Annotated in this window: 25 protein-coding genes; 14 read left to right on the top strand and 11 right to left on the bottom strand. The window is 63.3% G+C overall.

What is annotated here, in order from left to right; all coding sequences use genetic code 11:
* Positions 1 to 116: 116 nt before the first annotated feature.
* On the top strand, positions 117 to 2,405 hold the full coding sequence (locus ABIG06_RS00125) for a DUF1522 domain-containing protein (protein WP_124163118.1): 2,289 nt from the start codon (positions 117 to 119) through the stop codon (positions 2,403 to 2,405).
* Positions 2,406 to 2,698: 293 nt separating this feature from the next.
* Positions 2,699 to 3,067, top strand: a complete 369-nt coding sequence (gene flaF, locus ABIG06_RS00120) for a flagellar biosynthesis regulator FlaF (protein WP_024341037.1) — start codon at positions 2,699 to 2,701, stop codon at positions 3,065 to 3,067.
* A gap of 138 nt (positions 3,068 to 3,205) precedes the next feature.
* Here the strand turns inward: flaF and ABIG06_RS00115 are convergent, their stop codons facing one another.
* The 4 genes from ABIG06_RS00115 to ABIG06_RS00100 all read right to left on the bottom strand — a co-directional run bounded on the left by ABIG06_RS00115 (position 3,206) and on the right by ABIG06_RS00100 (position 5,727).
* Entirely contained in the window at positions 3,206 to 3,565 is a 360-nt protein-coding gene (locus ABIG06_RS00115) for a hypothetical protein (RefSeq protein WP_124163119.1), read from the bottom strand.
* Positions 3,566 to 3,722: 157 nt separating this feature from the next.
* The gene (locus tag ABIG06_RS00110; protein WP_370140571.1) at positions 3,723 to 4,220 is read right to left on the bottom strand and encodes a hypothetical protein; all 498 of its coding nucleotides are present in this window, start codon (positions 4,218 to 4,220) and stop codon (positions 3,723 to 3,725) included.
* An 11-nt stretch (positions 4,221 to 4,231) separates the two neighbouring features.
* The gene (flgJ, locus tag ABIG06_RS00105; RefSeq protein WP_370140570.1) at positions 4,232 to 4,600 is read right to left on the bottom strand and encodes a flagellar assembly peptidoglycan hydrolase FlgJ; all 369 of its coding nucleotides are present in this window, start codon (positions 4,598 to 4,600) and stop codon (positions 4,232 to 4,234) included.
* A complete protein-coding gene (locus tag ABIG06_RS00100) occupies positions 4,600 to 5,727 on the bottom strand; it encodes a flagellar basal body P-ring protein FlgI (RefSeq protein WP_124163122.1) in 1,128 nt (375 codons plus the stop codon). The genes flgJ and ABIG06_RS00100 overlap by 1 nt, the downstream gene beginning before the upstream one ends.
* 282 nt (positions 5,728 to 6,009) lie before the next feature.
* Here ABIG06_RS00100 and ABIG06_RS00095 point away from each other — a divergent pair, with 282 nt between their 5' ends.
* On the top strand, positions 6,010 to 6,423 hold the full coding sequence (locus tag ABIG06_RS00095) for a flagellar assembly protein FliX (RefSeq protein ID WP_124163123.1): 414 nt from the start codon (positions 6,010 to 6,012) through the stop codon (positions 6,421 to 6,423).
* 43 nt (positions 6,424 to 6,466) lie between these two features.
* Here the strand turns inward: ABIG06_RS00095 and ABIG06_RS00090 are convergent, their stop codons facing one another.
* Positions 6,467 to 6,838 carry a winged helix-turn-helix transcriptional regulator gene (locus ABIG06_RS00090; protein WP_124163124.1) on the bottom strand — a complete coding sequence of 124 codons (372 nt, stop codon included), beginning with the start codon at positions 6,836 to 6,838 and terminating at the stop codon, positions 6,467 to 6,469.
* A gap of 168 nt (positions 6,839 to 7,006) precedes the next feature.
* Here ABIG06_RS00090 and ABIG06_RS00085 point away from each other — a divergent pair, with 168 nt between their 5' ends.
* Both ABIG06_RS00085 and dksA read left to right on the top strand, forming a co-directional pair.
* On the top strand, positions 7,007 to 7,618 hold the full coding sequence (locus tag ABIG06_RS00085; RefSeq protein WP_370140569.1) for an NAD(P)-dependent oxidoreductase: 612 nt from the start codon (positions 7,007 to 7,009) through the stop codon (positions 7,616 to 7,618).
* A gap of 216 nt (positions 7,619 to 7,834) precedes the next feature.
* Positions 7,835 to 8,200 (top strand): RNA polymerase-binding protein DksA, encoded by a 366-nt coding sequence (gene dksA / locus ABIG06_RS00080; RefSeq protein ID WP_085966600.1) that lies wholly within the window; start codon positions 7,835 to 7,837, stop codon positions 8,198 to 8,200.
* 282 nt (positions 8,201 to 8,482) lie between these two features.
* Here dksA and ABIG06_RS00075 read toward each other — a convergent pair whose 3' ends face one another.
* A complete protein-coding gene (locus ABIG06_RS00075; RefSeq protein ID WP_370140568.1) occupies positions 8,483 to 8,881 on the bottom strand; it encodes a winged helix-turn-helix transcriptional regulator in 399 nt (132 codons plus the stop codon).
* Positions 8,882 to 8,977: 96 nt separating this feature from the next.
* Here ABIG06_RS00075 and ABIG06_RS00070 point away from each other — a divergent pair, with 96 nt between their 5' ends.
* A complete protein-coding gene (locus ABIG06_RS00070; RefSeq protein ID WP_370140567.1) occupies positions 8,978 to 10,006 on the top strand; it encodes an SDR family oxidoreductase in 1,029 nt (342 codons plus the stop codon).
* A 78-nt stretch (positions 10,007 to 10,084) separates the two neighbouring features.
* On the top strand, positions 10,085 to 10,864 hold the full coding sequence (locus tag ABIG06_RS00065) for a 2-keto-4-pentenoate hydratase (protein WP_370140566.1): 780 nt from the start codon (positions 10,085 to 10,087) through the stop codon (positions 10,862 to 10,864).
* 247 nt (positions 10,865 to 11,111) lie between these two features.
* Here ABIG06_RS00065 and flgH read toward each other — a convergent pair whose 3' ends face one another.
* The 4 genes from flgH to flgF are packed head-to-tail and all read right to left on the bottom strand — an operon-like array spanning position 11,112 to position 14,602.
* The gene (gene flgH / locus ABIG06_RS00060; protein WP_124163128.1) at positions 11,112 to 11,876 is read right to left on the bottom strand and encodes a flagellar basal body L-ring protein FlgH; all 765 of its coding nucleotides are present in this window, start codon (positions 11,874 to 11,876) and stop codon (positions 11,112 to 11,114) included.
* Positions 11,877 to 11,879: 3 nt separating this feature from the next.
* Complete coding sequence (gene flgA / locus ABIG06_RS00055) at positions 11,880 to 13,025, bottom strand: flagellar basal body P-ring formation chaperone FlgA (protein ID WP_370140565.1); 1,146 nt, start codon at positions 13,023 to 13,025, stop codon at positions 11,880 to 11,882.
* A 10-nt stretch (positions 13,026 to 13,035) separates the two neighbouring features.
* The gene (gene flgG / locus ABIG06_RS00050; RefSeq protein WP_124163130.1) at positions 13,036 to 13,824 is read right to left on the bottom strand and encodes a flagellar basal-body rod protein FlgG; all 789 of its coding nucleotides are present in this window, start codon (positions 13,822 to 13,824) and stop codon (positions 13,036 to 13,038) included.
* Between the two features lie 16 nt (positions 13,825 to 13,840).
* The gene (flgF, locus tag ABIG06_RS00045) at positions 13,841 to 14,602 is read right to left on the bottom strand and encodes a flagellar basal-body rod protein FlgF (RefSeq protein ID WP_124163207.1); all 762 of its coding nucleotides are present in this window, start codon (positions 14,600 to 14,602) and stop codon (positions 13,841 to 13,843) included.
* A 383-nt stretch (positions 14,603 to 14,985) separates the two neighbouring features.
* Between flgF and fliL the strand changes: the two genes are divergently transcribed.
* From fliL to ABIG06_RS00020, 5 genes are all read left to right on the top strand, one after another.
* Positions 14,986 to 15,483, top strand: coding sequence for a flagellar basal body-associated protein FliL (fliL, locus tag ABIG06_RS00040; protein ID WP_124163131.1), 498 nt, complete (start codon positions 14,986 to 14,988; stop codon positions 15,481 to 15,483).
* A gap of 19 nt (positions 15,484 to 15,502) precedes the next feature.
* Positions 15,503 to 16,705 carry a flagellar motor switch protein FliM gene (gene fliM / locus ABIG06_RS00035; protein WP_061883026.1) on the top strand — a complete coding sequence of 401 codons (1,203 nt, stop codon included), beginning with the start codon at positions 15,503 to 15,505 and terminating at the stop codon, positions 16,703 to 16,705.
* A complete protein-coding gene (locus ABIG06_RS00030; RefSeq protein WP_024341021.1) occupies positions 16,702 to 17,148 on the top strand; it encodes a DUF6468 domain-containing protein in 447 nt (148 codons plus the stop codon). Before fliM ends, ABIG06_RS00030 begins: the two co-directional genes overlap by 4 nt.
* Before the next feature lie 9 nt (positions 17,149 to 17,157).
* Complete coding sequence (locus ABIG06_RS00025) at positions 17,158 to 17,919, top strand: MotE family protein (protein WP_124163132.1); 762 nt, start codon at positions 17,158 to 17,160, stop codon at positions 17,917 to 17,919.
* 588 nt (positions 17,920 to 18,507) lie between these two features.
* Positions 18,508 to 18,762 (top strand): hypothetical protein, encoded by a 255-nt coding sequence (locus ABIG06_RS00020; protein WP_424578053.1) that lies wholly within the window; start codon positions 18,508 to 18,510, stop codon positions 18,760 to 18,762.
* Here the strand turns inward: ABIG06_RS00020 and ABIG06_RS00015 are convergent.
* A complete protein-coding gene (locus ABIG06_RS00015) occupies positions 18,729 to 22,838 on the bottom strand; it encodes a VCBS domain-containing protein (RefSeq protein ID WP_370140563.1) in 4,110 nt (1,369 codons plus the stop codon). The genes ABIG06_RS00020 and ABIG06_RS00015 overlap by 34 nt on opposite strands.
* Positions 22,839 to 23,231: 393 nt before the next feature.
* On the opposite strand from ABIG06_RS00015, the gene ABIG06_RS00010 reads away from it, so the two are divergent.
* Positions 23,232 to 23,858 carry a FecR family protein gene (locus ABIG06_RS00010; protein ID WP_370140562.1) on the top strand — a complete coding sequence of 209 codons (627 nt, stop codon included), beginning with the start codon at positions 23,232 to 23,234 and terminating at the stop codon, positions 23,856 to 23,858.
* 107 nt (positions 23,859 to 23,965) lie between these two features.
* Positions 23,966 to 24,820: a tetratricopeptide repeat protein gene (locus ABIG06_RS00005; RefSeq protein ID WP_370140561.1), complete on the top strand. Its 855-nt coding sequence runs from the start codon at positions 23,966 to 23,968 to the stop codon at positions 24,818 to 24,820.
* The last annotated feature ends 175 nt before the right edge of the window (positions 24,821 to 24,995 follow it).

Genomic DNA, 24,995 nt, shown 5'->3' with positions numbered 1-24,995 from the left:
TATCCCTTAAACCGGCGTTAACCATACTTTAAAGGACACCTTCTAAAACTGGACCAAAGCCCCGCTTTGCAGACGGCGCGGCCGATTCGTATCCGGTTCAAGAGGAAGACTCGCCAATGTCCAACATCGTTCTCTCGGCGTCCGTTCGCCAGAACCTGTTGTCGCTGCAGTCGACGGCCGACTTGCTGGCCACGACGCAGGAGCGGCTGTCGACCGGCAAAAAGGTCAATACGGCGCTCGACAATCCCACCAACTTCTTCACGGCGCAGGGGTTGGACAACCGGGCGAGCGACATCAGCAACCTGCTCGACGGCATCAACAACGGCGTGCAGGTGCTCCAGGCCGCCAACACCGGCATCACCTCGCTGCAAAAGCTGATCGACAGCGCGAAATCGATCGCCAACCAGGCGCTGCAGACCACCGTCGGCTATTCCACCAAGTCGAACGTCTCGACCACGATTCCCGGTGCGACGCCGGCCGATCTGCGCGGGACGACGTCGTATGCAAGCGCAACCGCCAACAGCAACGTGCTCTATACCGGTGCGCCCGGGGGCGTGACGCCGGTGACTGCCGCCGCCGCTCTCGGTGCATCGTTGGGCTCGACCGCGGGCACGTTGCTCGGCGCCGTCACCAATGCCGCCGACGGCACCACTGCACTGACCGGCACCGCGACGCTGATCGGCACCACGGCAGCCAGCACCCTCGGCTCGTCGCCTGCCGACGGGGATTCGATCACCGTCAACGGCAAGACCATTACCTTCCGGACCGGCGCTGCGCCCGCGACGCAGCCGACCGGCTGGGGTCTGGATGCCAGCGGCCACATCGCCACCGACGGCAACGGCAATTCGATCGTCTACATGGGGACGGCCGCCGCGCCCACCGGTACCGTCAACGACCTGTTGAGTGCGATCGATCTGGCCAGCGGCGTCAAGAGCGCGACGATCAGCGCCGGCGCCGCGACCATCTCGGTCAGCGGCTCTGCCGGTCCCGTCGGCACGCTGCAGGTGGCATCGTCCATCACGGGCGGCCAGGTCACGCTGAAGAGTTCGACCGGTGCCGATCTCAGCGTGACCGGAAAGGCCGACTTCCTCAAGGCGCTCGGTCTGACGGCCGCAACCGGCGCCGGCAATGCCAACGTCACTGCGGCCCGGTCGACCACCGCAGGTTCGCTCGGCACGCTGGTTCAGGACGGCTCGACGCTGAACATCGACGGCCACACCATCACCTTCAAGAACGCGCAAACGCCGCAATCGGCGGCGAGCGTCACGTCGGGTGGCGTCAGCGGCAACGTCGTCACGGACGGCAACGGCAACTCGACCGTCTACATCCAGAGCGCGACGCTGAGCGACCTGCTCAATGCCGTCGACCTCGCGACCGGCGTCAAGACCGCAAGCATCTTCAACGGCGCGGCGACGCTGTCGACCACGGCGGGCCAGATCCCGTCGTCGGTCAACAGCAGCGGCCAGCTTGCGCTCTCCACCGGCATCAACGCCGATCTCTCGATCACCGGCACCGGCAATGCCCTCAGTGCATTCGGTCTCAGCGGCAACACGGGAACGGCGACCGCCTTCACTGCGGCCCGCACGTCCGGCGTCGGCGGCATCAGCGGCAAGACGCTGACCTTCACCTCGTTCAACGGCGGCACGCCGGTGAACGTCACCTTCGGCGACGGCACCAACGGCACCGTCAAGACGCTGGACCAGCTCAACGCGCAGCTGCAGGCCAACCACCTGACGGCGACGATCGATGCCAACGGCGTGCTCACTGTGACCACGGTCAACGAATACGCCTCCTCGACGCTCGGTTCGACCCTCGCGGGCGGCGCAGTCGGCGGCACGATCACCGGCGTGCTGGCCTTCACCACCGCGCAGCCGCCGGTCCAGGATCCCGTGGCGCAGACCGCGCGCTCCAACCTGGTCAACCAGTTCAACAACATTCTGGCGCAGATCGATACGACGTCGCAGGACTCCTCCTTCAACGGCGTCAACCTGCTCAATGGCGACACGCTGAAGCTCGTCTTCAACGAAACCGGCAGCTCCACGCTGAGCATCAACGGCGTGGTGTTCAATGCGGCGGGCCTCGGTCTCAGCAATCTCGTCAACGGTGTCGACTTCATCGACAACGGCGCCACCAACAAGGTGCTGGCCAGCCTGAACGCAGCCTCGAGTACGTTGCGCTCGGAAGGATCCACCCTCGGTTCGAATTTGTCGATCGTGCAGGTGCGTCAGGACTTCTCCAAGAACCTGATCAATGTGCTGCAGACCGGCTCGGCCAACCTGACGCTCGCCGACACCAATGAGGAAGCAGCGAATAGCCAGGCGCTTTCGACGCGCCAGTCGATCGCGGTCTCCGCGCTGTCGCTGGCCAACCAGTCGCAACAGAGCGTGCTGCAGCTGCTCCGCTAATTTCGCAGCGCAGGTTCGCTACTCGAGATTTCGCGGCGGGGCTAACGCTCCGCCGTTCTTTTAAGGGAGATCGCTAAGACAAGATTAGCTGAGATCGACATGCATGACGCGAGGCGAGTTTACATCGTGTGTGCGTGCATCTAGCGTTGCGCTGACGAAGAGCTCCGCGCCCCGTAATTGTCCGGAGCGCTTCCAAGCACACACGTAAGCAAATCTTAAGCGGTGCTGCCTAGGGTTGGGAAAGAAATCCTTAAGCGCGTGCAACGCGCTGGGTAACGTCCAGGGTGTGATTGATGTCGAATTCCGCTGCCTCGGCTTATGCGCGTGTCGCAACGACCACCGCATCTCCTCGCGACATCGAGGCGCAGACCCTGCTCAAGGCCGCCAACAAGCTTCAGGATGCGATCAACAGTGCCGATCCGTTCAGCGAGCAGACGACGCAGGCCCTGATGTTCAACCGCAAGCTCTGGACCATCTTCCTGAGCGAGGCGATGCGTGACACCAATCCGCAGCCGATCGACGTCCGGCAGAAGATCGCCAACATCAGCGTGTTCGTGCTGAGCCAGACTGCCGCGCTCCAGATGAGCCCGCAGTTCGATCATTTCCGCCCGCTGATCGAGATCAACCGCAATATCGCTGCGGGTCTGTCCGGACGGCCGTGACGGAGAGCCATCGCGGTCGAGCATCCTCCGTGGACCAGGTTCACGCTGACGGATGCCGGTGGGGCCGGATCAATGACAACGCCACCGAACTTGCGACCGGTCTGCTGTTGCCGATCCGTGACGGTCGACAGCTGGCCGTCAGGCGCTGACGTCGGTGCTGAGCGGACGCGAGGGCTCAGACTGCATATCCAGCGCATGGAAATAGGCGCGCCGGCGCAGCATCGCCTCATCGGGGAATTGGTTCACCACCACGTCGGTCTTGGCGTTGACGACCTGGAAGACGAAGGACGCGGCTGCCTGGTCGAACACGACCTGGCGCGAAACGTTCTCGTGGTTCGGCAAATCATTGCGCACAGGTGCGCCGGTATCGCTCGCAGCGACTGTCTGGCTCACCGGAAGATCGGTTTGCACAGCCTCGTTCGCCGCCGCGTTGGACGTCGGTACGATTTGCGTGGGAGCCGGGATCCCCACCGGCCTGATGCTGAAATCTGTACTCATGGCAGCCTCCTGGTTGCCTTACGTGAGTCAAATCCCAACCCCTCCAATAGCGCAACCATGGAACACCAGGTTTGAAGACCTGGTAAGGAAACGTGCCTAATCGCGCGACGATATCGCCGCGCAAATTTTCGTAAAGTTATCGCGTGTTCCTGCGCGCTCAGAGCGAGCGGCTGACCGCGAGCGGGGTGATGTGGCGCGGACCCGGCGCGGCGCGGCGCCCCGCGGCCGTATAGGTGTTCGGCACGTTGCGCTTCTGGATCTCGGCGTTGACGCCGCGCACGACGCTCTCGGAAACCGCGTGCGCGGTCGCGAGCACGGTGAGATTGACCTGGAGCATCGCGCGAAACGCATCGTGATGGCGATGCAGCGTGGAGAGCAACTCCGGCGCGGATTTCGCGAGCTGGGCCTGGTTCGCGTTCAACTGGCTGACGGCGCCGACGTAGTTGCGCGACAGCTCCTGCTTCTTGCTCTCGAGCGTCATCGCCTCGCGGACCTTGCCGGCGCGAACGAGCTCGGTCTCGCGCTCGATCAGTCCGAGCAGGGCGCTCATCGCGTCCATCAGGCCTTCGGCAAGCTTGCGCGCCTCGCTACTGCCGGGCGCGGTGTTCGGACGCTGGGCTTGCATCGGCTGACGTGAGGCGTTGAAATGGTTCATCTCGTTTGACCTTATGCCGTGCGGATCGTTTTCGCCTGCTGCAGGATCAGGGTACGGTAGACATCGCTGGCGACGCCGACGCCGCCGGCCTGGGCGAAGTTCTTGGAATATTGCTCGGTCAGCATCGAGCGCCACACGCCGGTGCCGGGCGTATCGCCGAACGGACCTTCGCCCTTCAGGCTCGAGGTCATCTGCGAGAACATGCTGTTGAGGAACATCGCCTCGAAATCGGTGGCGGTCTTCTGCGCCTTGGCCTGCTGCTGCGGCGAGACTTTCTGCAGCGCGGCGGCAAGCTCGAAGTCCGGCCGGCCATTGCGGCTCTCCACCGAGAAAGCCGAATAGGTGGCGACGCGCGGGGTGTTGATCGAGCCTGCCTGCATCACATCACCTCGATGTCGGCTTCGATCGCGCCGGCGGCCTTGATCGCCTGGAGGATGCTGATCATGTCCCGGGGACCTATGCCGAGGCCGTTGAGGCCGTCGACGAGCTGCTGGAGCGAGACGCCGTCCTTGACGACGGCCAGCTTCTTGCCGTCCTCGGTGACGGTGACACTGGTGCGCGGCGCGACCACGGTGCGGCCGCGCGACAGCGGGTTGGGCTGACTGACCTGCGGGCTTTCGGAGATGGTGACGGTGAGGTTGCCCTGCGCCACAGCGACGGTGGCGACGCGGACGTCGCGGCCCATCACGATGATGCCGCTGCGTTCGTCGATGATGATCTTCGCGGCGAGATCGGGATCGACCTGGAGCTGTTCGATCTCCGTGAGGAATGCGACGACGTTGCCCTTGAACTCCGGCGGGACCGACAGCTGCACCGTCGAGGGGTCGATCGGCTCGGCGGTCTTGACGCCGAGATAGTCGTTGACCGCAGCCGCGATCCGCTTGGCCGTGGTGAAATCGGCGTTGCGCAGCGCCAGGCGTACGTTCGGCAACCGGTTGAGCGCGAACTCGATCTCGCGCTCGATGATGGCGCCGTTGGCGATGCGTCCCACGGTCGGAACGCCGCGGACGATCTTGGCCGCCTCGCCCTCGGCCTGGAAGCCGGAGATCGCGAGCGAACCCTGCGCCACCGCATAGACATTGCCGTCGGCGCCCAGCAGGGGGGTCACGAGCAGGGTGCCGCCCTGGAGATTCTTGGCGTCGCCGAGCGCGGAGACGGTGACGTCCATGCGCGTGCCCTGGGTGGCGAAGGCCGGCAGGTTGCCTGTGACCATCACTGCGGCGACGTTGCCGGTGCGGATGGTGGCGCCGCGAATGTTGACCCCCATGCGCTCGAGCATCGCTTGCAGCGATTGCTTGGTGAAGGGGATGTTGTTGAGCGTGTCGCCGGTGCCGTTGAGGCCGACGACGAGGCCGTAGCCGATGAGCTGGTTTTGCCGCACGCCTTCGATGTTGGCGAGATCCTTGATGCGCGAGGTCGCAGCCGCTGACGTGACCGAGAGCGCCAGCGCTGACAGCGCGGCGCAGGCCACCACCCCAACAATCCTCACCCAACGAACGCCTGGCATCCTCTGCTCCCCAAGGCTCCTAGAAAGGCTCCTCAAATCGGACGGACCTGCACGACACTCCCATGACGAGCTGGTCCGGCGCTTTCCTTGCGAGCGCTGTGCCAATCCGGGGCTTCCGGATAGGTCGCTGAATAGGTTGAATAAATCTGTTTGGACCGATGTCAGCCGGTGTTGTGCCTGAGGAGCGAAACTGCCGCCTGTCGGCAGATTTTGCCGGGCTGTTTACGCGCCGTTAACCATAAGACGGCGAAGGTGAGAGCATCGATCATCCGGATTCTTCCGATGCGCATCTACGGACCGAACGGCACCACGCTTGGAGCGCCGGCCAGTCAGGCCAGGCGGACGGGCACCGGCACCTTCGTGCTGCCCGACACCTCATTGGCGCAGGAGATGCGGAGCGCCTCCGCGCCGAAGGCCACCGCCAACATCGATGCGCTGCTGGCATTGCAGGGCGTCGAGGAGGATCCGGTCGAGCGCCGCAAGCGCTCGGTCGCCCGCGGCAGGACTGCACTCGACGTGCTCGACGATCTCAAGATGGGACTGCTGTCCGGCAATCTCGATGCGTCGACCGTGATGCGCCTGCGGGACGCTGCGGCGGACCTGAAATCGTCCTCGGGAGATCCAGGTCTCGATACGGTGCTTTCCGAGATCGAGCTGCGCGTCGAGGTCGAGCTCGCCAAGGCCGGGCAGGCTTGATAGTCATCCGTATCTCACGGTGACGGGTCTGCTCCTCGTCCCGTTACGCCGCTTCCGCCTTCTGCTGCGCGTCATAGCGACGCTGGGCAGCGAGCACGTCTTTCAGGTTCTGCTCGGCCCAATCGCGCAGAGGATCGACCGCCGCGGCCAGCGTCAGACCGAGCTGCGTGATCGAATACTCCACCGTCACGGGCACGGTCGCGATGGCATGGCGCCTGATCAGGCCGTCGCGTTCTAGGGACTTGAGGACCTGGCTCAGCATCTTCTGCGAGATGCCTTCAATCGTGCGGCGCAACTGATTGAAGCGCATCGGCTCCTCGCGCAGCAACAGGAGGATCAGCACCGCCCATTTGTCGCCGACGCGATCGAGGATCTGACGGGTGGGGCAGTTCGCTGCATAGACGTCCGGTTTCATCGTCGGTCCTCATTTCCGCCGCTGGCGGTGCGCACGCCAGCTGTGCGTGATCGGTTGCGCGTCCAGGTTACCGTTGCGTAATCAGGTAAGCACAAAGTGCTCTCTTAACACCAGCATTCTTTGCGATATCTAGTCACCATTGGTTACTATAGAGCAAAGGAGCCTTCCATGAAAATCGCAGTCGCCGGCGCTTCGGGCCGGGCCGGGTCGGAGATCACCAGGGAACTATCCCGCCGCGGCCACGCCGTCACAGCCATCGCCCGGAACCCCGAGAAGATCGCAGCCCTCCCCAACGTCACCCCGACCAAGGGGGATGTGCTCGACCAGGCCGGCCTCGCCAAGCTGTGGGCCGGGCACGACGTCGCCGTCAGTTCCGTGCACTTCCTGGTCAGTGACCCACTCAAGCTGATCGGTGCGGCGAAGGACTCCAAGGTCGGTCGTTATCTCGTGGTCGGCGGCGCTGGCAGCCTCGAGGTTGCCCCTGGTGTGAAGCTGGTCACAACTCCCAATTTCCCTGCCGAATATAAGGCTGAGGCGGAGGCGGGCTCGGCCTTCCTCGACCTGCTGCGGCAGGAAAAGCACCTGAATTGGACTTTCATCTCGCCGTCGGCCTTGTTCGTCGAGGGGGAACGCACGGGCAAGTTCCGGCTTGGGGCCGACCAGCTTCTCGCAGATGCGAACGGCAGGAGCTGGATCACCTTCGCCGACTACGCCATCGCGCTCGCCGACGAGATCGAACGGCCCGCCCATCCGAAGCAGCGCTTCACGGTCGGCTATTAAGCGGTCGACCCGCCTCCGAGCCCTCAAGGATAAACCTTCCTGTGCAAGGGCTTGGAGGCGACGACTGGCGCGGCAGGGAAATATTGTCTGTCACGGGAGGCCACTATATAACCGCCGGCTCAACGGACCCCGTTCCGTTCCCGAGTCGTTGCTTAAGAAGATAGGCCTCCCTTGGAAAAGTTGAAAAACTACCGACCGACCGACAAAGAGCCTTTCATGAACGACCGGCAGAAGGAGTACTTCCGTTTGAAGCTCCTCGCCTGGAAGGATGAGATCCTCAAAGAGTCCAAGCTCACCCTGCAAGCTTTGCAGGAGGAGAACGTGAACCACCCCGATCTCGCCGATCGGGCATCGTCCGAAACTGACCGTGCCATCGAACTCCGCGCCCGCGACCGCCAGCGCAAGTTGATCGCCAAGATCGACGCCGCGCTCCAGCGCATCGAGGACAACACCTACGGTTATTGCGAGGAGACCGGCGAGCCGATCTCGTTGAAGAGGCTCGAAGCCCGGCCCATCGCGACGCTCTCGGTGGAAGCGCAGGAGCGCCACGAAAAACGCGAGAAGGTTTATCGCGACGAATAGAGCCCGAGCCGCCAAGTGCGGCTCTTTGTTTTTGCGACGCAAGGTGCCGTTCGGCGCCGCGACCACTATTTTGCCCGTCGCCTGCAGCCGTGTGCGGCAACGAGCAGGCGTGATCGCGAAAAGTGAATCACGATCAATGGGCTATACTCGTTCTCTCCGAGCTCACGTGAGTTCGGATGAGATACAGCCTTCACTTCAGGTGGGGCGAGTTTTGCGAGTCGCGTCAACGACATCGGCTCGAATGGTGAGACGCCGATCCAGCTGCATCCAGCATCGCTGCCATCAGGTCTGCCGCGCCGCCAGGAGGCGCGCATCACCATAAAGCCTGGACCAGCTCAATATTTCCTTAAATGCCGGCAGGAGGCCGTAAGCCGCATCGGTCAGCTCGTACGCGACCCTCAAGGGTTTCTCCGCGAGGACGATGCGCGATACGAGGCCATCCTGCTCGAGCTCGCGAAGCTGCGTGGTCAGCATGTGCTGGGTGATGCCGCCGATCGATCGCCGCAAGGCACCGAAGCGAACCGCACCGTTCATCAGCGTAAACAGAATCTCCAGTTTCCACTTGCCGCCGAGGGCGTGGATGGCCCGCTTGAAGTCGCCGAGCAGGGCAGGATCCGGGCTGCAATCGCAGTCGCCGTCGCAGTTGGTGGTCAGGTTTTCCATACCGGTCTCGAAATCCATTCTACTTGTCCCCTTGGAGATAGTGACCAGATGCCGCCTTGAGCAGGGCCGCGGCGGGATCGATCCGCCGGCCCCCGCATCGAGGGGAATTTGGCAATGAGCACTGTTCTGGTCACCGGCGGGTCGGGCTTCGTCGGTATTCATGTCGTCCTGCAACTTCTGGCCGCGGGCCATGCCGTGCGGACGACGGTACGCCGGCCTGATCGTCGGGACGACGTGCTGGCGATGCTGAGCGAGGGCGGGGCGGCTTCCCCGGAAACTGTGACCTTCTTCACGGCGGACCTCACGGCCGACGCGGGCTGGCGCGAGGCGATCGCCGGGTGCGACTACGTCCTGCACGTCGCCTCGCCGCTGTCGACCAGCGTGCCCAACGATGAGAACGAGATGATCGTCCCGGCCCGCGACGGCACGCTGCGGGTGCTGCGTGCCGCCCGCGAGGCCGGCGTCAGGCGCGTCGTCATCACCTCATCGCTGGGCGCGATCAGCTACGGCCATCAGCCGCGTGAAAAGCCGTTCGACGAGACCGACTGGACCAATCTCGATGGTGCCGACGTGCAGCCCTACATCAAATCCAAGGCGCTGGCCGAGCGGGCGGCCTGGGATTTCATCGCGCGCGAGGGCAATGGCCTCGAACTGTCGGTGGTCAATCCCGCCGGCATTTTTGGTCCCGTGGTGGGACCGGACTTCTCCGGCTCGATCGAGATCGTCAAATCGCTGCTCGACGGCGCCATGCCGGCGGTGCCGCGGGTTTATTTCGGCGTGGTCGACGTGCGCGATGTCGCCGATCTGCACCTGCGGGCGATGACGGCGCCCGAGGCCAAGGGCGAGCGCTTCATCGCGGTCTCCGGTGAAACGATGTCGATCCTCGACATCGCACACCTGCTGCGGCGGGAACTCGGGCCGTCTGCACGCCGGGTTCCCCGGCTTCAGGCACCCGACTGGCTGGTGCGACTGGCCGCGACCCGGATTCCCCTGCTGCGTGCGGTCGTGCCGATGCTCGGCAGGGTGCGGCATTCCACCAGCGCCAAAGCGAGGTCGCTGCTCGGCTGGGAGCCCCGTTCCAACCACGAGGCAATCCTTGCGACCGCCGAGAGCCTGATCCGGCTCGGCCTGGTCACGGCGTGAGGTTGCCCCTGGCTTGTCACGCGCGGGCCGGGATGCTCAAGTGCCGCCTTCGAATGCGTAGCGTGGGAGGCGGCGCCGATGGACAGGATTCTCCAAGCCGCAAAGGCGATCGCGCTGGCGCGGCGCAATCATGCGCCGCTTGCGACGCTGGAGCGCCCTCCGGCCGATGAAGCCGAGGGCTATCAAGTCCAGCGCGGCGTGCACGATCTCCTGCTGCCGCATCTCGGCCCGCTCGTCGGCTACAAGATCGGCTGCACCAGCCAGGTGATGCAGGAGTATATCGGCATCCCGCACCCCTGCGGCGGCGGCGTGTTCCAGAAGGGCGTCCATGACAGCGGCGCCAAGCTCGCCACCTCCAATTATGTCCGGGTCGGTGTCGAATGCGAGATCGCGGTGCGGCTCAAGCGCGACCTCGCCGCCGGCGAGGCGCCGTTCACGGCCGAATGGGTCGGCGAAGCCGTCGAGGCCTATCATCCCGCGATCGAGATCGTCGACGATCGCTACGTGAAGTGGGAAACGATGGGCGCTCCCACCTTGATCGCCGACGATTTCTTCGCCGCCGGCTGCGTGCTGGGACCTTCGGTGCCGCGCTCGTCGGTTCCGGACCTGAAGGCGGTCAAGGGCCGCGCCATCGTCAACGGCGAGGAGGTGAGCCAGGGTACCGGCGCCGACGTGCTCGGCCATCCCCACAACGCCCTCGCCTGGCTCGCCAATCATCTCGCTGCCGAGGGCAAGGGACTGCATGCGGGGCAGCTCGTGCTGACGGGCAGCCTGGTCAAGACGCTGTGGCTGAAAGCCGGCGACAAGGTGCGGATGAAGCTGGACGGGCTCGGCGCGGTGGAGGCGGAGTTTACGTAGCCCTTCCGTGCCGTCATCGCGCGCGAAGCGATCCAGAATCTCTCCGCGGTGGCAGTTTGGATCGCCCGCAATGACGCGGGTTTGAGACGGCGGCATCGCAATAGATGCGCGGACCCGACACGCTGCACGCAAGTGCCCGTTTGCCAAAATACGTGCGGCCCTCGCCAGGGGAGCTAGCGAGGGCCGCGTAGTACATCGTCGCTCGCGCCTAGGTTCGCGAACACGATGTGGGAGCTCTTGAAGAAGGTTAGAAGGGCAGCAGCACGTCCATGACCTGCTGGCCGTAGCGCGGTTGCTGCACGTCGGTGATCTGGCCGCGGCCGCCATAGGCGATGCGGGCCTGGGCAATCTTGGTGGAGTCGATGGTGTTGTCGCTCTGGATGTCCTCGGGGCGCACGATGCCGGCCACGATCAGCTCGCGAATCTCGAAGTTGACGCGGATCTCCTGCTTGCCTTCGACGACCAGGTTGCCGTTCGGCAGCACCTGGGTCACCACGGCGGCGACGTTGGTTTGCAGGGCTTCCTTGCGGTCGACGCTGCCCTTGCCCTCGCTTGTCGAGGTCGAGTCGGCGGTCAGGATACGGCCGGGCAGGATCTTGTTGGCCTGGGTGATTGTTTGGGCACCAATGAAGTTGGTGATTCCTGAATCTTCCTTGTTGGTGCGGCTGCGCGAAGTATCGTTCTCGATGTTGGCCTTATCCGTGATGTTCACGGTCACGGTCAGGAGGTCGCCGACCTGGCGGGCGCGCTGGTCCTTGAAGAAGGCGCGGCTGCCGTTGCGCCACAGCGAGTTCGGATTGTAGGAGGCAACTTCCGGCTTCGGCATCGGCATCTGCACCGGCTTGTAGCCGGGCTGCGTCGTCGGATTGTCGATCGCCGACAGCTTCGGCTGCTCGCCGATCTGCGACAGGCGGTCGATCGAGGAGCAGCCGCTCGCCAGCGTACAAGTTGCCAGCAGCAGGGCAGAGATCGCGATGCGACGAAGGCGGAAAGCCGAACTGAACGTGGACATGACTTACTCTGACTTGGCTGGAGCTTGCGAGAGGCGAACTTGCGGAATCTGGGCCTGCGGGATCTGTGCCTGGGCGATCTGGGCCGCAGACGCGGGTGTCTGGATCAGGCTCTGCGCCAGGGCTGCGGCCGGCGGCACGTCGTCACGCTTGATCGACGAGGTCTGCTCGACCGCAGGCGTCATCGGTGCGGACTGACTTGCGCCCTGGACCGTCACCTGGCCGCGGCCGGTGATGACGCCGGTCAGCGTGCGCTTGGACTGTAAATTCAGCACGCTGACGGTGTCGCCCTCGGCGCCGTTCTCGATCGCCTTGCCGCGCGTGGTGAGATAGAGGCCGGGCACCTGGTAGATGATGGTGACGGCCTGGTCGCGCAGCACGAAGTCGGGCTTGACGATGTCGGCCATGCGGAGCGGCGTGCCTGCGCGCATCGGCCGGCGCAGCTGCATGCCGATGCTGCGGTCGCGCGCCGCCGGTTCCCCGGTGACCTCGGCCTTCGGCCGGCGCTCCAGCGAGACGTCGGAGGATTTCAGAAGCTCGGCGCGGTCGATGTCGCGGGTCAGCACGGCCACTTCAACCGTCTCGATCGCAGTGCCGGTGAAGCGCAGCTTGGTCGGCGCAGAGTTGCTGTCGTTGGCAATCTCGAAGGCGATGTCGAAGCGGCCGCTGCGGGCGTCGTAGCGGGTTGCGACCGGCTCGAGCGCGCCGGTGTTGGAGGCATCGAGCCGCATCTCGGCGACGCCGCGGTCGAACGTGACGGTGATGTTGGCGGCTTCTCCGAGCCCGAAGCGGCGCTCGAGTGCAGCGGTGACCGCGTTCTGGATATCCTTGCTCGCGAGTGTGCGGGCGAGGCGGGTGACCTGGACCTCCTTGAGATCGGAGGTCATGACGCCGATCACCTGTTTTGCCCGCAGCACCGAGAGCACTTGGCCGACCGTCAGCGTGCCGGTGGTGCCGAGATCGGGCGAGCGGTAGACCGGAATCGACGCGGCTGATCCGGCATTGTCGATGAGATCGCCGATCCGCACCACGTCCGAGGTGACGGTGACGCTTGCGCGCAGCGTCGGTGGCGGGATGAATTCGTCGGCGGCCACTGCCGGCAATGCCAGCGCGAGAAGGGTGGAGATCGAGGCGAGCGTGGTGCGGATCATCGTCATCACCTCAGCGGAACAGCGCCGTGGTCGACTGCATCATCTGGTCGGCCGCGCTGATGACCTTGGCGTTCATCTCGTAGGCGCGCTGCGCGGCGATCAGATCGCTCATCTCCGAGACGACGTCGATATTGGCCTGCTCCAGGCTGCCCTGTGTGAGCTTGCCGTAGCCCTCGGAGTTGGCGGTGCCGTCCTGCGGCGCGCCGGAGGAGGGGGTTTCGATGAATTGGTTGTTGCCGACGGGCTGAAGGCCCGCCTTGTTGATGAAGCGGGTGACGCCGATCTGGCCGATGATCGACGATGTCGTTGAACCCGGTAGCGTCACCGAGACCTGGCCCTGCTCGCTGACGGAGATCCCCGAGGCGTTGTTCGGAATGGTGATGGTCGGCTGCACCGGGTTGCCCTGTGCGGTGACGACGCGGCCCTGATTGTCCATCTGGAAGGTGCCGTCGCGGGTGTACTGGTAGGTCCCGTCGGGCATCAGGATCTTGAAGAATCCCTCGCCCGAGATCGCGAGATCGAGATCGTTGCCGGTCTGCGAGAGCGTTCCCTGCGTCATGCTGCGCGGGGTGCCGACGGTCTTGACGCCGCCGCCGATATCGACGCCGACCGGCAGGATGGTGCCCTGGTCGGACGACTGGGCGCCAACGCGGCGGACGTGCTCATAGATCAGGTCCTGGAACGCCGCGGTCTGCTTCTTGAAGCCGGTGGTGCGCAGGTTGGCGATGTTGTTGGAGATTACCTGAACGTTGAGTTCCTGTGCCGCCATTCCGGTCGCAGCGGTGTGAAGCGCCTGCATGTCAGTTCTCCTTCAATCAGGCCGGAACGTCGGCGAGCTTGTCGATCGCCGATTTGTGCAGGTCGCTCTGCTGCTGGAGCAGGCTGGCGATCGCGGTGTAGCTGCGCATCACCTCGACCATGCGGGTCATCTCGCCGACCGCATTCACGTTCGACTTCTCGACGTAGCCCTGCTGCAGGGTGGACCTGGTGTCGGGCTGCTGGTTGGCCGAGCCGGCGCCATAGAGGTTGCCGCCGAGCTTGGTCAGCTTGGCCGGATCGTCGAACGACACCATGCGGATCTTGCCGCGGATCGAGTCGGTGCGCGCCGTCCCCTCGAGCACCGTGACGGTACCGTCGGGCGCGACATTGATGTCGTGGTCGGTCGGCTGGAAGGTAATCGGGCCGGCATTGCCGAGCACGAGATTGCCGCTCGCGGTGACGAGCTGGCCGGTGCTGTTGAGCGAGAACTTGCCGTCGCGGGTATAGAGCTCGCCGCCATTGGCCTGCACCGCGAAATAGGCGGTGCCGTTGATCGCCATGTCGAGCGGGTTGTTGGTCGCCTCCATCGGCCCCTGGCCGACGTCGCGGAAGGTGCCGCGATCCTGCACATAGGAGATCCGGCGGTCGCGACCGATGAAATTGTCATGACGTGCGTTCGAGTTGAGATACTCCTCGAACAGCGAATGGTCGGCCTTGAAGCCGTTGGTGTTGGCATTGGCGACGTTGTTGGCGATGACGTCCATCTGCCGTTCCAGCGTCATCTGCCGTGACAAGCCGATCAGAAGCGCGTTCTGCATCGGAAATCTCCCCTGAGTGAGATCAGCCATCTCGCTCTCCCAAGCGTCTTGGCGGATCCCGTGAACGAGACATCAGGTTCTCCCAAACCGTGAGGTCTCGGCCTTCTCCCAGCGAAAGCCGTGCCAACTCAAAAAACCAAGTAGTTTCAGCTTGTTGTCGATTTTTGATGGGCGCGGGAGGGCGGCAGAAAGGTTCTGTTAGCCATGTTTGCCCGGCAGATTTTTCCTAGCGGAGGCCCAATCGAAAGGTTCCGTTAACCATTATTACCGTAGCGTTTGCGCATAAGAGGAGCGCATTGCGCTGGGGCATTTGTATCGCGTCACTGTCTGCCAGGAGACTTCGCTCTTTCGACCCCTTTGAGAGATGAACGAGCGCGGCAATCATGGCAGAGAATGAGGAAGGCGGCGCAGCCGCCGACGGCACGGAAGCCGCTCCGCCGAAGAACAAGCTCAAGCTCATCATCATGGCCGTCGGTCTGCTCGCCGTCCTCGGAGGCGGTGCGGCGACCTGGTTCTTCTTCTTCCGTCACGGCGAGGGCGAGCACCATGCCGAGGCCGCGCCGCCGCCGAAGCCGCCGGCCTTTGTCGACGTCCCCGACCTGATGGTCAACCTCGCCGGCTCGCCCGGCGAGCGCGTGCAATATCTGCGGCTGAAGATCGTGCTGGAGCTGAAGGAAGAGAAGCAGATCGAGGCGATCAAGCCGACGATGCCGCGCGTCACCGACATCTTCCAGACCTATGTGCGCGAACTGCGCCCCTCCGACCTCAACGGCTCCGCCGGCATCTTCCGCCTCAAGGAGGAGCTGACCAAGCGCGTCAACGCGGCGGTCGCCCCGATCCAGGTCAGCGCGGTGCTGTTCAAGGAAGTCGTGGTCCAGTGAGCATGGCGGACTAGGGATCATGGCGGGCAACGACCAGGTCGACCAGGATGCAATTGCCGCCCAGTGGGAGGCCTCGCTCGATTCCGAGGATCCCGCCGAGGCCGCGAAGGCTGCCGCCGAGAACGAGCTGTCGGAAACCATGGCGCTGCAATGGGCGGCCATGGTCGAGGACGGCAGCCGCGATCTCGGCACCGGCAAGAACTCCGGCGAGCGGGTGCTGTCGCAGGAGGAGATCGACAATCTCCTCGGCTTCACTGTCGGCGACGTCACGCTCGACGACCATTCCGGCATTCGCGCGATCATCGATTCGGCGATGGTCTCCTACGAGCGTCTGCCGATGCTCGAAATCGTCTTCGACCGCCTGGTGCGGCTGATGACGACGTCTTTGCGCAACTTCACCTCGGACAACGTCGAAGTCTCGCTCGACCGCATTACCTCGGTGCGCTTCGGCGACTACATGAATTCGATCCCGCTGCCCGCCGTCCTCACTGTCTTCAAGGCCGAGGAGTGGGAGAACTTCGGCATGGCGACGGTCGATTCCAACCTGATCTATTCGATGATCGACGTGCTGCTCGGCGGCCGCCGCGGCACCAGCCAGCTCCGCATCGAGGGCCGGCCCTACACCACGATCGAGACCGAGCTGGTCAAGCGGCTGGTCGAGGTGGTGCTGGCCGATGCCGAGCAGGCATTCCGGCCGCTGTCGCCGGTGACCTTCACGATCGACCGGCTCGAGACCAACCCGCGTTTCGCCGCGATAAGCCGTCCCGCCAACGCCGCGATCCTGGTCCGCCTGCGCATCGACATGGAAGACCGCGGCGGCAATATCGAGCTGCTGCTGCCTTACGCGACCATCGAGCCGATCCGGGGCGTCCTGCTCCAGATGTTCATGGGCGAAAAGTTCGGCCGCGACCCGGTCTGGGAGGGCCATTTCGCCACCGAGATCGTGCAGGCCGAGATCGCCGTCGATGCGGTGCTCTATGAGGCCGACATTCCGCTCAAGCAGCTGATGCGGCTCAAGGTCGGCGACACGCTGCCGTTGGACATGCGCGCCGACGCCAACGTCACCGTGCGCTGCGGCGACGTCACGCTGACCGAGGGGCGGATGGGCCGGGTCGGCGACCGCGTCGCGATCCGCGTGACGAAACCCTTGCGCAAGCCAAGTACGACACTTGCGATGTTCGAGAAGGTCGACGAGCAGAACAAGATGATGGAGGCCCCATGAACCACTCCCTGGGAATGGCGATCGAGACGCTGGTGGCTATCCTGCTGATGCTGACGATCGTCTACTGCGTCATGCTCAACAAAAGGCTGACGCGACTGAAGGCGGACGAGCATTCGCTGAAGGCGGTCATCGGCGAGCTGATCACAGCGACGGAGATCGCCGAGCGCGCGATCGGCGGGCTGAAGCTCGCCGTGCGCGACGTCAACGAGAACCTGGGCAGCCAGCTCGCCGCCGCGACGCAGATGTCGGATCAGCTCTACAAGCAGCTTGGCGAGGCCGACAATGTGGTGCGGCGCCTGTCCAAGATCGCGAGCGCCGCGCGTCCGGTGACAAACCCCGAGACTGTTGCTGCGCCTGCGGCCAAGCCCTCGTCGGCAAAAGCGGTCGCGGCGGCGGCCGAAGCCTTTTCCGAGCGCCGACGATCCAACGGCCTTGCCGCATGAAGCCCGGGCATGAAGTCCTTTCGTAACATCCGCGTCATTCCGGTCGTCCTGGTCGCCGTCGCAGGCCTTGCCACGCTGAAGGTGGCGGGCCTCGCGATCAACGGCGGCTACGTCTTCGAGTACAAGCCGAACCAGGGCAAGAAATCCTGGGCGGAGGAGAACCTGAATTTCCCGACCGGCCGCGAGGACTCCGACATCACCGGCTCGACCCATGGTGCGCCGAAGGAGGCGCCGAAGCCTGCCGCGCCCGAGACCAAGCCCGAGGGCACCGTGGTCAAGATCGAGGAAGGCCAGCCGCAAGTTTCGGCCTCGGAGCGTGCGATCCTGGAACGGTTGCAGGCGCGGCGGCAGGAGATCGAGGCTCGCCAGCGCGAGATCGACATTCGCGAAAGCCTGCTCAAGTCGGCCGAGAAGCGCATCGAGAACAAGGTCGAGGAGATGAAGGCGGTGGAAACCCGCATCTCCGCAACGCAGGCCGAGCAGAAGGCCGCCGAAGCCCAGCGCATGAAGGGCCTCGTGACCATGTACGAGGGGATGAAGCCCAAGGATGCCGCGCGGGTGTTCGACCGGCTCGAGATGGGCGTGCTGATCGAGATCGCCTCGGCCATCGCGCCACGCAAGATGTCGGACATCCTGGGGCTGATGTCGTCGGAGGCCGCCGAGCGGCTGACCGTCGAGATGGCCCGCCGCGCCAATGGCGGCGGCGATCAGTCGGCCTCGGCCGGCGATCTTCCCAAGATCGAGGGCAAGCCGACGCAAAAGCCGAATTGATGGCTCGCGGCGAAGCGTGCTTGCGCGTTGCCGCGTGGTCGTTCAGTTGGAGTTTGGCAAGGTCCTAGCGTGCTAGTTTGCCAAGGCCTGCTGCGCCCCGACAACAGACGGGCGCAACTGCTTATGCACCCCGGGAAAGGGTATCGACCTGCTGCTTGATCAGCGCTGCCTTCGTGACGCGAGTACAGCTGCAGGGTGCTGTGGCAACAGGAGCATTCATACGTCTTCAGGGCATATCCTCTGGCGATCGGAACGATCGCTACGACCGCTCTTGCGCTGCTACACACAATGCAACCGGCTTCTCCGCTCGTTGATTACCCCCAAAGCTAACCAATGCGATTCGCATCGCCGAGACATCTGATTCAGAGTCGCGCGCGAACCGCAACGCCCCGAAGGTTGTGCGTGCGCTCTCTCTCGGCAACTCGTCAAGGCGGCGGATCAAACTCCCGTGCCGGATGAAGTCGAAACTGGCGGCATCCTCTGGGACTGCGATGAGTTGACGCGCGCAGGTGTGAAGTGGCGTACAGTGGCGCTCAAGGCACGGTCCTACGCTTTGGCCATCCGCAATCGGCAGCGCAGGAGGAGGCCATGAACTACTCGTCCGCAGCAGCGTGCGTCATCGACGCCGTCAACCGGCTGCTCATCGCGGCGATGACATCCGCATGGATCTCCGCCCTCAACCATCAGCATGCCGCGCCGCCGGAAGGCGACGGCGGTGACGATGATCAATCTTCTCTCGACGAAGCAAGCTCCTCGGCGCCGGAAAGCGCCGGCAAGCAAACATTGAAGACGCCATCGGCTCGAGGCTGTCACACGATCAGATCGTGCGACACATGGCCGTGAGCTGTACTCGCCCCATGAAGATGATCGATATTGGGCGGCGATGTTTCAGCCATGAACGCCGCCTCGGACCCATGCAATTCCCCGGCCTGGTCGTGATGACCGACGAAGTCTGAGAGATGATCCAGCACCGTGCTGTGCTGTGAGCCCTGCGAAGCATCATCCTTGAAATGAAATGACTCGCCCAACGGTAGCGTCTCGCCTGCAAGCGTATGGCTGGCACCTCCGGTCGATGACTTCACAAGGCTTGGATTGGACGTCGTGTCTGCCGTTTCATCGCTGCTGCGACCGTGGGCACGAGGCGCGCCCGCCTGGTAGGCGATTCCCGGTGGCGGGACGTCGTGGCTTCCGGCCTCGCTCCCCAGCGCAAGTCCGTGCCCGACGTGCTGTTCGGCGACAACGTGGCCAAAATTCAGCGCAGAGATCGCGATGTCAGCCAGCTGGCCGCTGCCGGCAACCGCGCCGTCCTTGCCAGCCGTCGAGGCTGTGTCGAGTACCGTCAAGTGGTCGAAGACGAAGTGGACATCCGCCGGTGCGGCGGTATGTTGCGAGATCGCAGACAGGCCGCTGGCCGAGGCCGTTGCCGGATCAGTGTGCTGCGCTTCGGTCGTTGGCGTTTGCACCGCGGCTGAACTGGAGAGGCTCGAATATTCAGTTTGTTCGATCATGTCCCAGCTTGGGTCCAGGCTGTGGGCCGGCTCGCTTGCCTCAATGGGCAAACTCGCGTCGGCAAGGAGCGTGCTGGCGCCGGTTCCCGAATCGGACGAGGTCCCGGATATGTCGGTCATCACAGCAGCCGCATCACTCTGCACGGTTGCGGTGGGGTCGATGAGCTCGCTGGCAGCCGCCATGACAGGTGGTGCCGCCGGCGCCAGGATGAAGTCCGACGCGTCGATGGTTGCGATGCCCTGCAAATGGATTTCGAGCAGACTGGAATCGCCGACGTGCAGGGTCTGGTCCGTTGGATTGACGTACACGATCGTTTCATTCGCCGCGCTGTCATAGAACCAGGCAATCGTATGTGCCGGCACCGCGGTGCTGGTTGAGCTCAACGCCAGGATGGCGAACCCGAGCGCGCCAAACGCGGTCAAGTCGATCTTGTCCGCTCCCGATGCGAAGTCGGTGATGGTGTCGAATTGGTTTGTGTTGGAATCCGCGACGAACAAATAAGCGAAACGGTCGTTCCCATTGCTGCCAGTGAGCTGGTCCGCACCAAATCCACCGGTTATGGTGTCGGCGCCGTTGTTGCCGTTGATTGTATCGTTGCCCGAGCCGCCGAAGATCGTGTCGTCCCCATCGTTGCCTTTGATGGTGTCATTGCCTGATCCGCTGTAGAGAACGTCGCCTTTGCCGGTGCCGTTAACGACATCGCTGCCGGCTCCCGCGTAGATGATCTGACCTGTGTCGCCGCCGCCCGCGATGGTTTCGCTTCCCGGCGTTCCATACACGTAGGGAGGATCGGAAATCACGGCGGATCCGGTAGCCAAATTATCGAAATCGTTGGGATCTGCGTCGCTGGCACCATGAATGGCGATGGTCACCGCCTGCGTCGTGCCATCGATCGAAGTCACGGTGAAAGTGTCGGTCAACGTGTCACCGGGCTCGAGTGCCTGAACCACGCTATTGTTGTTGTCGAGCGTGTAAGTCCATACGCCGCTCGCGGTCATCGTGAAGGTGCCGTATCCGTCGTCGCTGGCCGTCGGCGAAGAGACCGCGGTGAAAGTATTCGGCGAGTTATCGACGTCTGTATCGGTGAGCGTGCCGGTCGCGATGGGGGTGCCGGGTGAGAAAGTTCCTGCCTCGTTCACCGAGCCGGTCGTGGCGCCGGAAATGATGGCTGCGTCATTGGTGCCGTTGATGGTGACCGTTACCACCTGCGGCGTGCCGTCGACGGTTGTCACCGTAAAACTGTCGGTGAGCGTGTCGCGGACATTGAGTGCCTGCACCGCGCCACTGGCGTTGTCCAGCGTGTAGGTCCACACGCCGGCGGCGGTTATCGTAAAAGTGCCATAACCGCTGATGCTGGCCTTGGGCGACGTTACTGCCGTGAAGGTATTGGAAGGATTATCGAGGTCAGCCGCGAGGAGCGTGCCGCTTGCGCTCGGAGCGCCGGGTGTCGCATTGGAAACGCCTCCGGCTTCGGTCACCGAGCCGGTGGTCATGCCGGAAATGACGGCAGCGTCGTTGGTGCCGTGGATGGTGACCGTCACCACTTGAGCGGTGCCGTCCAGCGTGGTCACCGTAAAACTGTCGGTCAGTATCTCGTCTGCATTGAGCGCCTGCACTGCCCCGTTGACGTTGTCGAGCGTATAGATCCACACGCCCGCTGCCGTCATGGTGAAAGTGCCATAGCCCGCCTCGCTTGCCTTGGGCAAGCTGACGGGCGTAAAGGTGTTTGCGGTGGTGTCGACGTCAACGTCGGTGAGCGTGCCAGTCGTGGTCGGCGTGCCGGGGTTTGCATTGGCGGTGCCGCCAGCTTCGATCACGGTGCCGGTCGTCTCGCCGGAGATGATCGCCGCGTCGCTGGTCCCGTGGATGGTGATTGTCACCACCTGGGGGGTGCCTCCGATGGAGGTCACCGTAAAGCTGTCGGTCAGCGTCTCGCCGGCATTGAGTGCCTGTACGGCCGCATTGGCGTTGTCCAAAGTGTAGCTCCACACGCCGGCAGCGGTCATCGTGAAGGTACCATAGCCATTGGTGCTCGCGGTTGGCGAGCTCACGGCGGTGAACGTATTGGGCGGATCGTCGACATCGTTGTCGGTGAGGGTGCCGGTCGCCAGCGGCATGCCGGGCGTTCCGTTGGCGATGCCGCCAGCCTCGATGGTCGAGCCGGTCGTGGTGCCAGCGATGATTGCGGCGTCGTTGACACCGTTAATGATGACCGTAAACGTCTGATTGACAGAGGTTAGTCCGTCGGAGGCAGTGATGACGAAGCCCTCCGTCGTGGGCGCCTTCAGCGCGTTGATTGCTGCGCTGTCAGGCACGAACGTGTAGGCGCCGCTCGTGCTGTTGACGTAGAGCACCCCGTAGGGGCTCGCCTTCGACAGATCGTACGTCACTCCGCCCACGACCGTATTGCCAGGATTTGCCCCGACGACGCCGAAGCTCAGCTGGCCACCGCCGCTGGTGCTACTGGCACTGAAGGTTCCCGTCGTCGCCGTGAATGTGTCAAACACGACCGTGTCGAGCTCGGTTGGCCCAGCCCCGGTGCTGAGAATCGGCGGTACAGGGTCCACCAGCGCGAAAGTGATGAGTGGCGACGTGTTCGGCAAGATCTGCAGCGCGGGCGCCTCCGGCTGAATGAAATTGATCGGCTGCAGTGGCTGGGATTTGACGAAGAAAGGCGTGCTCGAGCCACGCGGCCCTTGTTCTCCTAGATTGGCGAGCACGTCCTGTTGCGCGGCACGCAGCTCCTCCATGCGACCAGCTGTGTTCGCGACCTGATTGACACTGATCGTCGATCCCACCTTCTTGAGGACGATTGTCTCGCCGGGATCTTCGACGATGATGTGTCGCGGGATCCGCTCCTTGGTCACGAGCTCAAATGCACCGTGCGCAAGGTCCTTGTAGGTGATGGAGTCGTCATCCAGAAATGTGACATCCGGATCTGCGGCTTCGGCATCTTGCGCGACCGAGAAGGTCAATGCCGCAAGCGTCAGCATCCCAAAACCGCCAGCGTGGCTCCTGGTGCGAATGCCAGCGATTGGCGTATTCAGCTGGAGCGATCCGGCTTCCGTCAGCCGGCCGGGTGCGAAACTGAAGCTCCCACGGGTCACGTCGAACAGGGCTGTCGGTGTCCTGCCTTCGACTGCGAAGATGAATTCGCTCAGCGCTACGTGAGCGTCGCAGAAGATGTTGAACAGAGTGCCGTCGATGAAGTGCAGCGTGATCTGTCCGTCGGCATCGGTCTCCAGCACGTCTCCGCGGCAGATAGGCGCACCGGCTACCGCCTGTGCGGCGACGCCGCTCGCCTGGGTGAGCGCAACGCAGCCGGTCACTGTATGAATATGGCCGATGCGTTCGACGGGCAGGGCCGTGTGAGCCCCGGTGCCAACCTGGATGTCGGATGTAGCTAACATGGCTCAAACCTCGCCTGGGTGATCGATTCAGGCTCGGCGTGCTGCCATAATATTGCTCGGGCCCTCGCCAAGGGAAAAATTTCCTGAGCGCTGGCAGCCCGAAGGCTTGCCCGCCGAAATAATCAAGTTTGATCGAGAGAGACGCATTGCGCGCGGGACGGCGCCGCGTATCCGCCATTCCGCCGTGCCCCTCCCGCCAATGTGACTAAATTGACAAACGAGTCGTATTTAATTTGTGGCGCTTCCATAGCGCTGGATATAAATTAGAATGATAAATAGAATTAAACAACACTTATTATTTATTGTGGCGGCGCTACGCGGTTCGAAAGCGGGCCACCGATAGCGAGATCTTCTCAGAAAGGGGGGATCATGTGCAGACCAGCAATAGCGACTTTGGCGACCTACGTTGTTTTGGCGCTTACCAATTTCTCGCCGAGCGTGGTTCGAGCGCAAACCGATTCCGCCAAACTTGCCGTCGCGAGCACGCCGTCAAAACCGATCGGGAAGGTGACGGCGGTCACAGGCTCGGTCACGATCGAACATGTGGGGGCAGTGGTCGTTCAGGCCAATGTCTCGAACGAGCCCGACCGGGCAAAGACGGGTGATCCCGTATATCTTGGCGATGTCGTGCTGACCGGGGCCGACGGTCGCGTCGGGATCAACTTTACCGACGGAACCTCGTTCAACCTGTCGAGCAACGCCCGTATGGCGTTGGATCATTATGTGTATGAGCCGGAGGGCAAGGCCAATGCGACTCTATTCAGTCTCGCCAAAGGAACGTTCACTTTTGTTGCGGGCAATGTCGCAAAGACCGGGGACATGAAGGTCGACACTCCCGTCGCCACGCTGGGGATCCGGGGCACAACGCCGCATATCGAAATTTCAGATGATGGGTCAGTCAAATTTTCGACGCTGATCGAAGAGGGCAAAAGCAAGCTCCTGAAGAAGCCACGGGCTGCCGCGGCGGCGGAGCCCGATCGAAGCCGCAACCGCCGGCTCAATATCTGTCGTGGATGCTGAGAAGTTTGCTCGGCCGAACTCGCCTGTGATGCCCGCGCAAATTGGGCCGCACAGACAGACTTGGACTAGATCTGCTTCAGTCTCGGAGTCTGACGCACGGTGTGAAAATGACCGCAAGAGCCGGTGTCATCAACGCAGTGATGTTCATTCTCATCATCGTACTGTCCTGCTCGTCGAGCCTCGCGCAGAAGCCAAAGAAGAGCAGTTCGCTCAAGAATGTTGAACTGTGTAACGGCTCGGATCGCTTGTTGCCCGAAGCCCGGATCGAAGGTTGCACGGCGTTTATCGATGCCGGCGAGGGGAGCGCGAACGGCTTCGCCGTCGCCCACAACAACAGGGGCAATGCCTATAGCGCTCATGCCGATTACGAACGCGCGATCGGGGATTTCGTCGAAGCGACCAAGCTCAACCCGAATTATGCGAAAGCCTTCAATAACCTCGGCGTGGCCTATCTGAGAACGGGCGCCCTCGACCTTGCTCTCGGCGCATTTGAGGAGGCGCTCAGGCTCAATCCCAATTATGGCGCTGCTTTTGCCAACCGCGCGGCAGCCTACTTGAAGAAGAATGCGTACGAGCGTGCAGTGCACGACTATGACCAGGCAATTCGCCTTGATCCGAAGCTGGAGGCGGTGTGGAGCGGACGTTGTTGGGCCCGAGCCGTTCTGGGTGCCTTGCAGACCGCGCTGGAAGATTGCGACATGGCGCTTCGATCGGGAGCGGGCAACGCCGCGACGTACGACTCGCGCGCCCTCATAAATCTGAAAATGGGGCAATTCTCCGCAGCCGTGGACGACTACAACTCAGCGCTGCGGTTCGCGCCCAAGCTGGCGAGCGCGCTCTACGGGCGAGGGGTTGCCAGAGCCAAGCTCGGCGATACGGATGATAGCCAAAGCGATATCTTGGCGGCCAGGAGGATCGACCCTGGAATCGGCGAAGCCTTTGCCCGCTATGGGGTGCCGTGAGACCGGCCGATCGCGACAGCACCCGTTTTGCGGGTGTAACAAGGCCTTAACCATCTGCGTCTTAAATGCAATCCGGCGGATCCGCCCACGCTCGATGCGGCGGCGTGCTGCCTCCACGACAAATCAAGATCTAGCATTAACAAGTCCTTAATTGGCGAGACCTACAGTCGATGGC

The organism is Bradyrhizobium sp. USDA 326 (assembly GCF_049739485.1).
Classification (GTDB): Bacteria; Pseudomonadota; Alphaproteobacteria; order Rhizobiales; family Xanthobacteraceae; genus Bradyrhizobium.
This window is presented reverse-complemented; position numbering and strand designations above follow the sequence as displayed.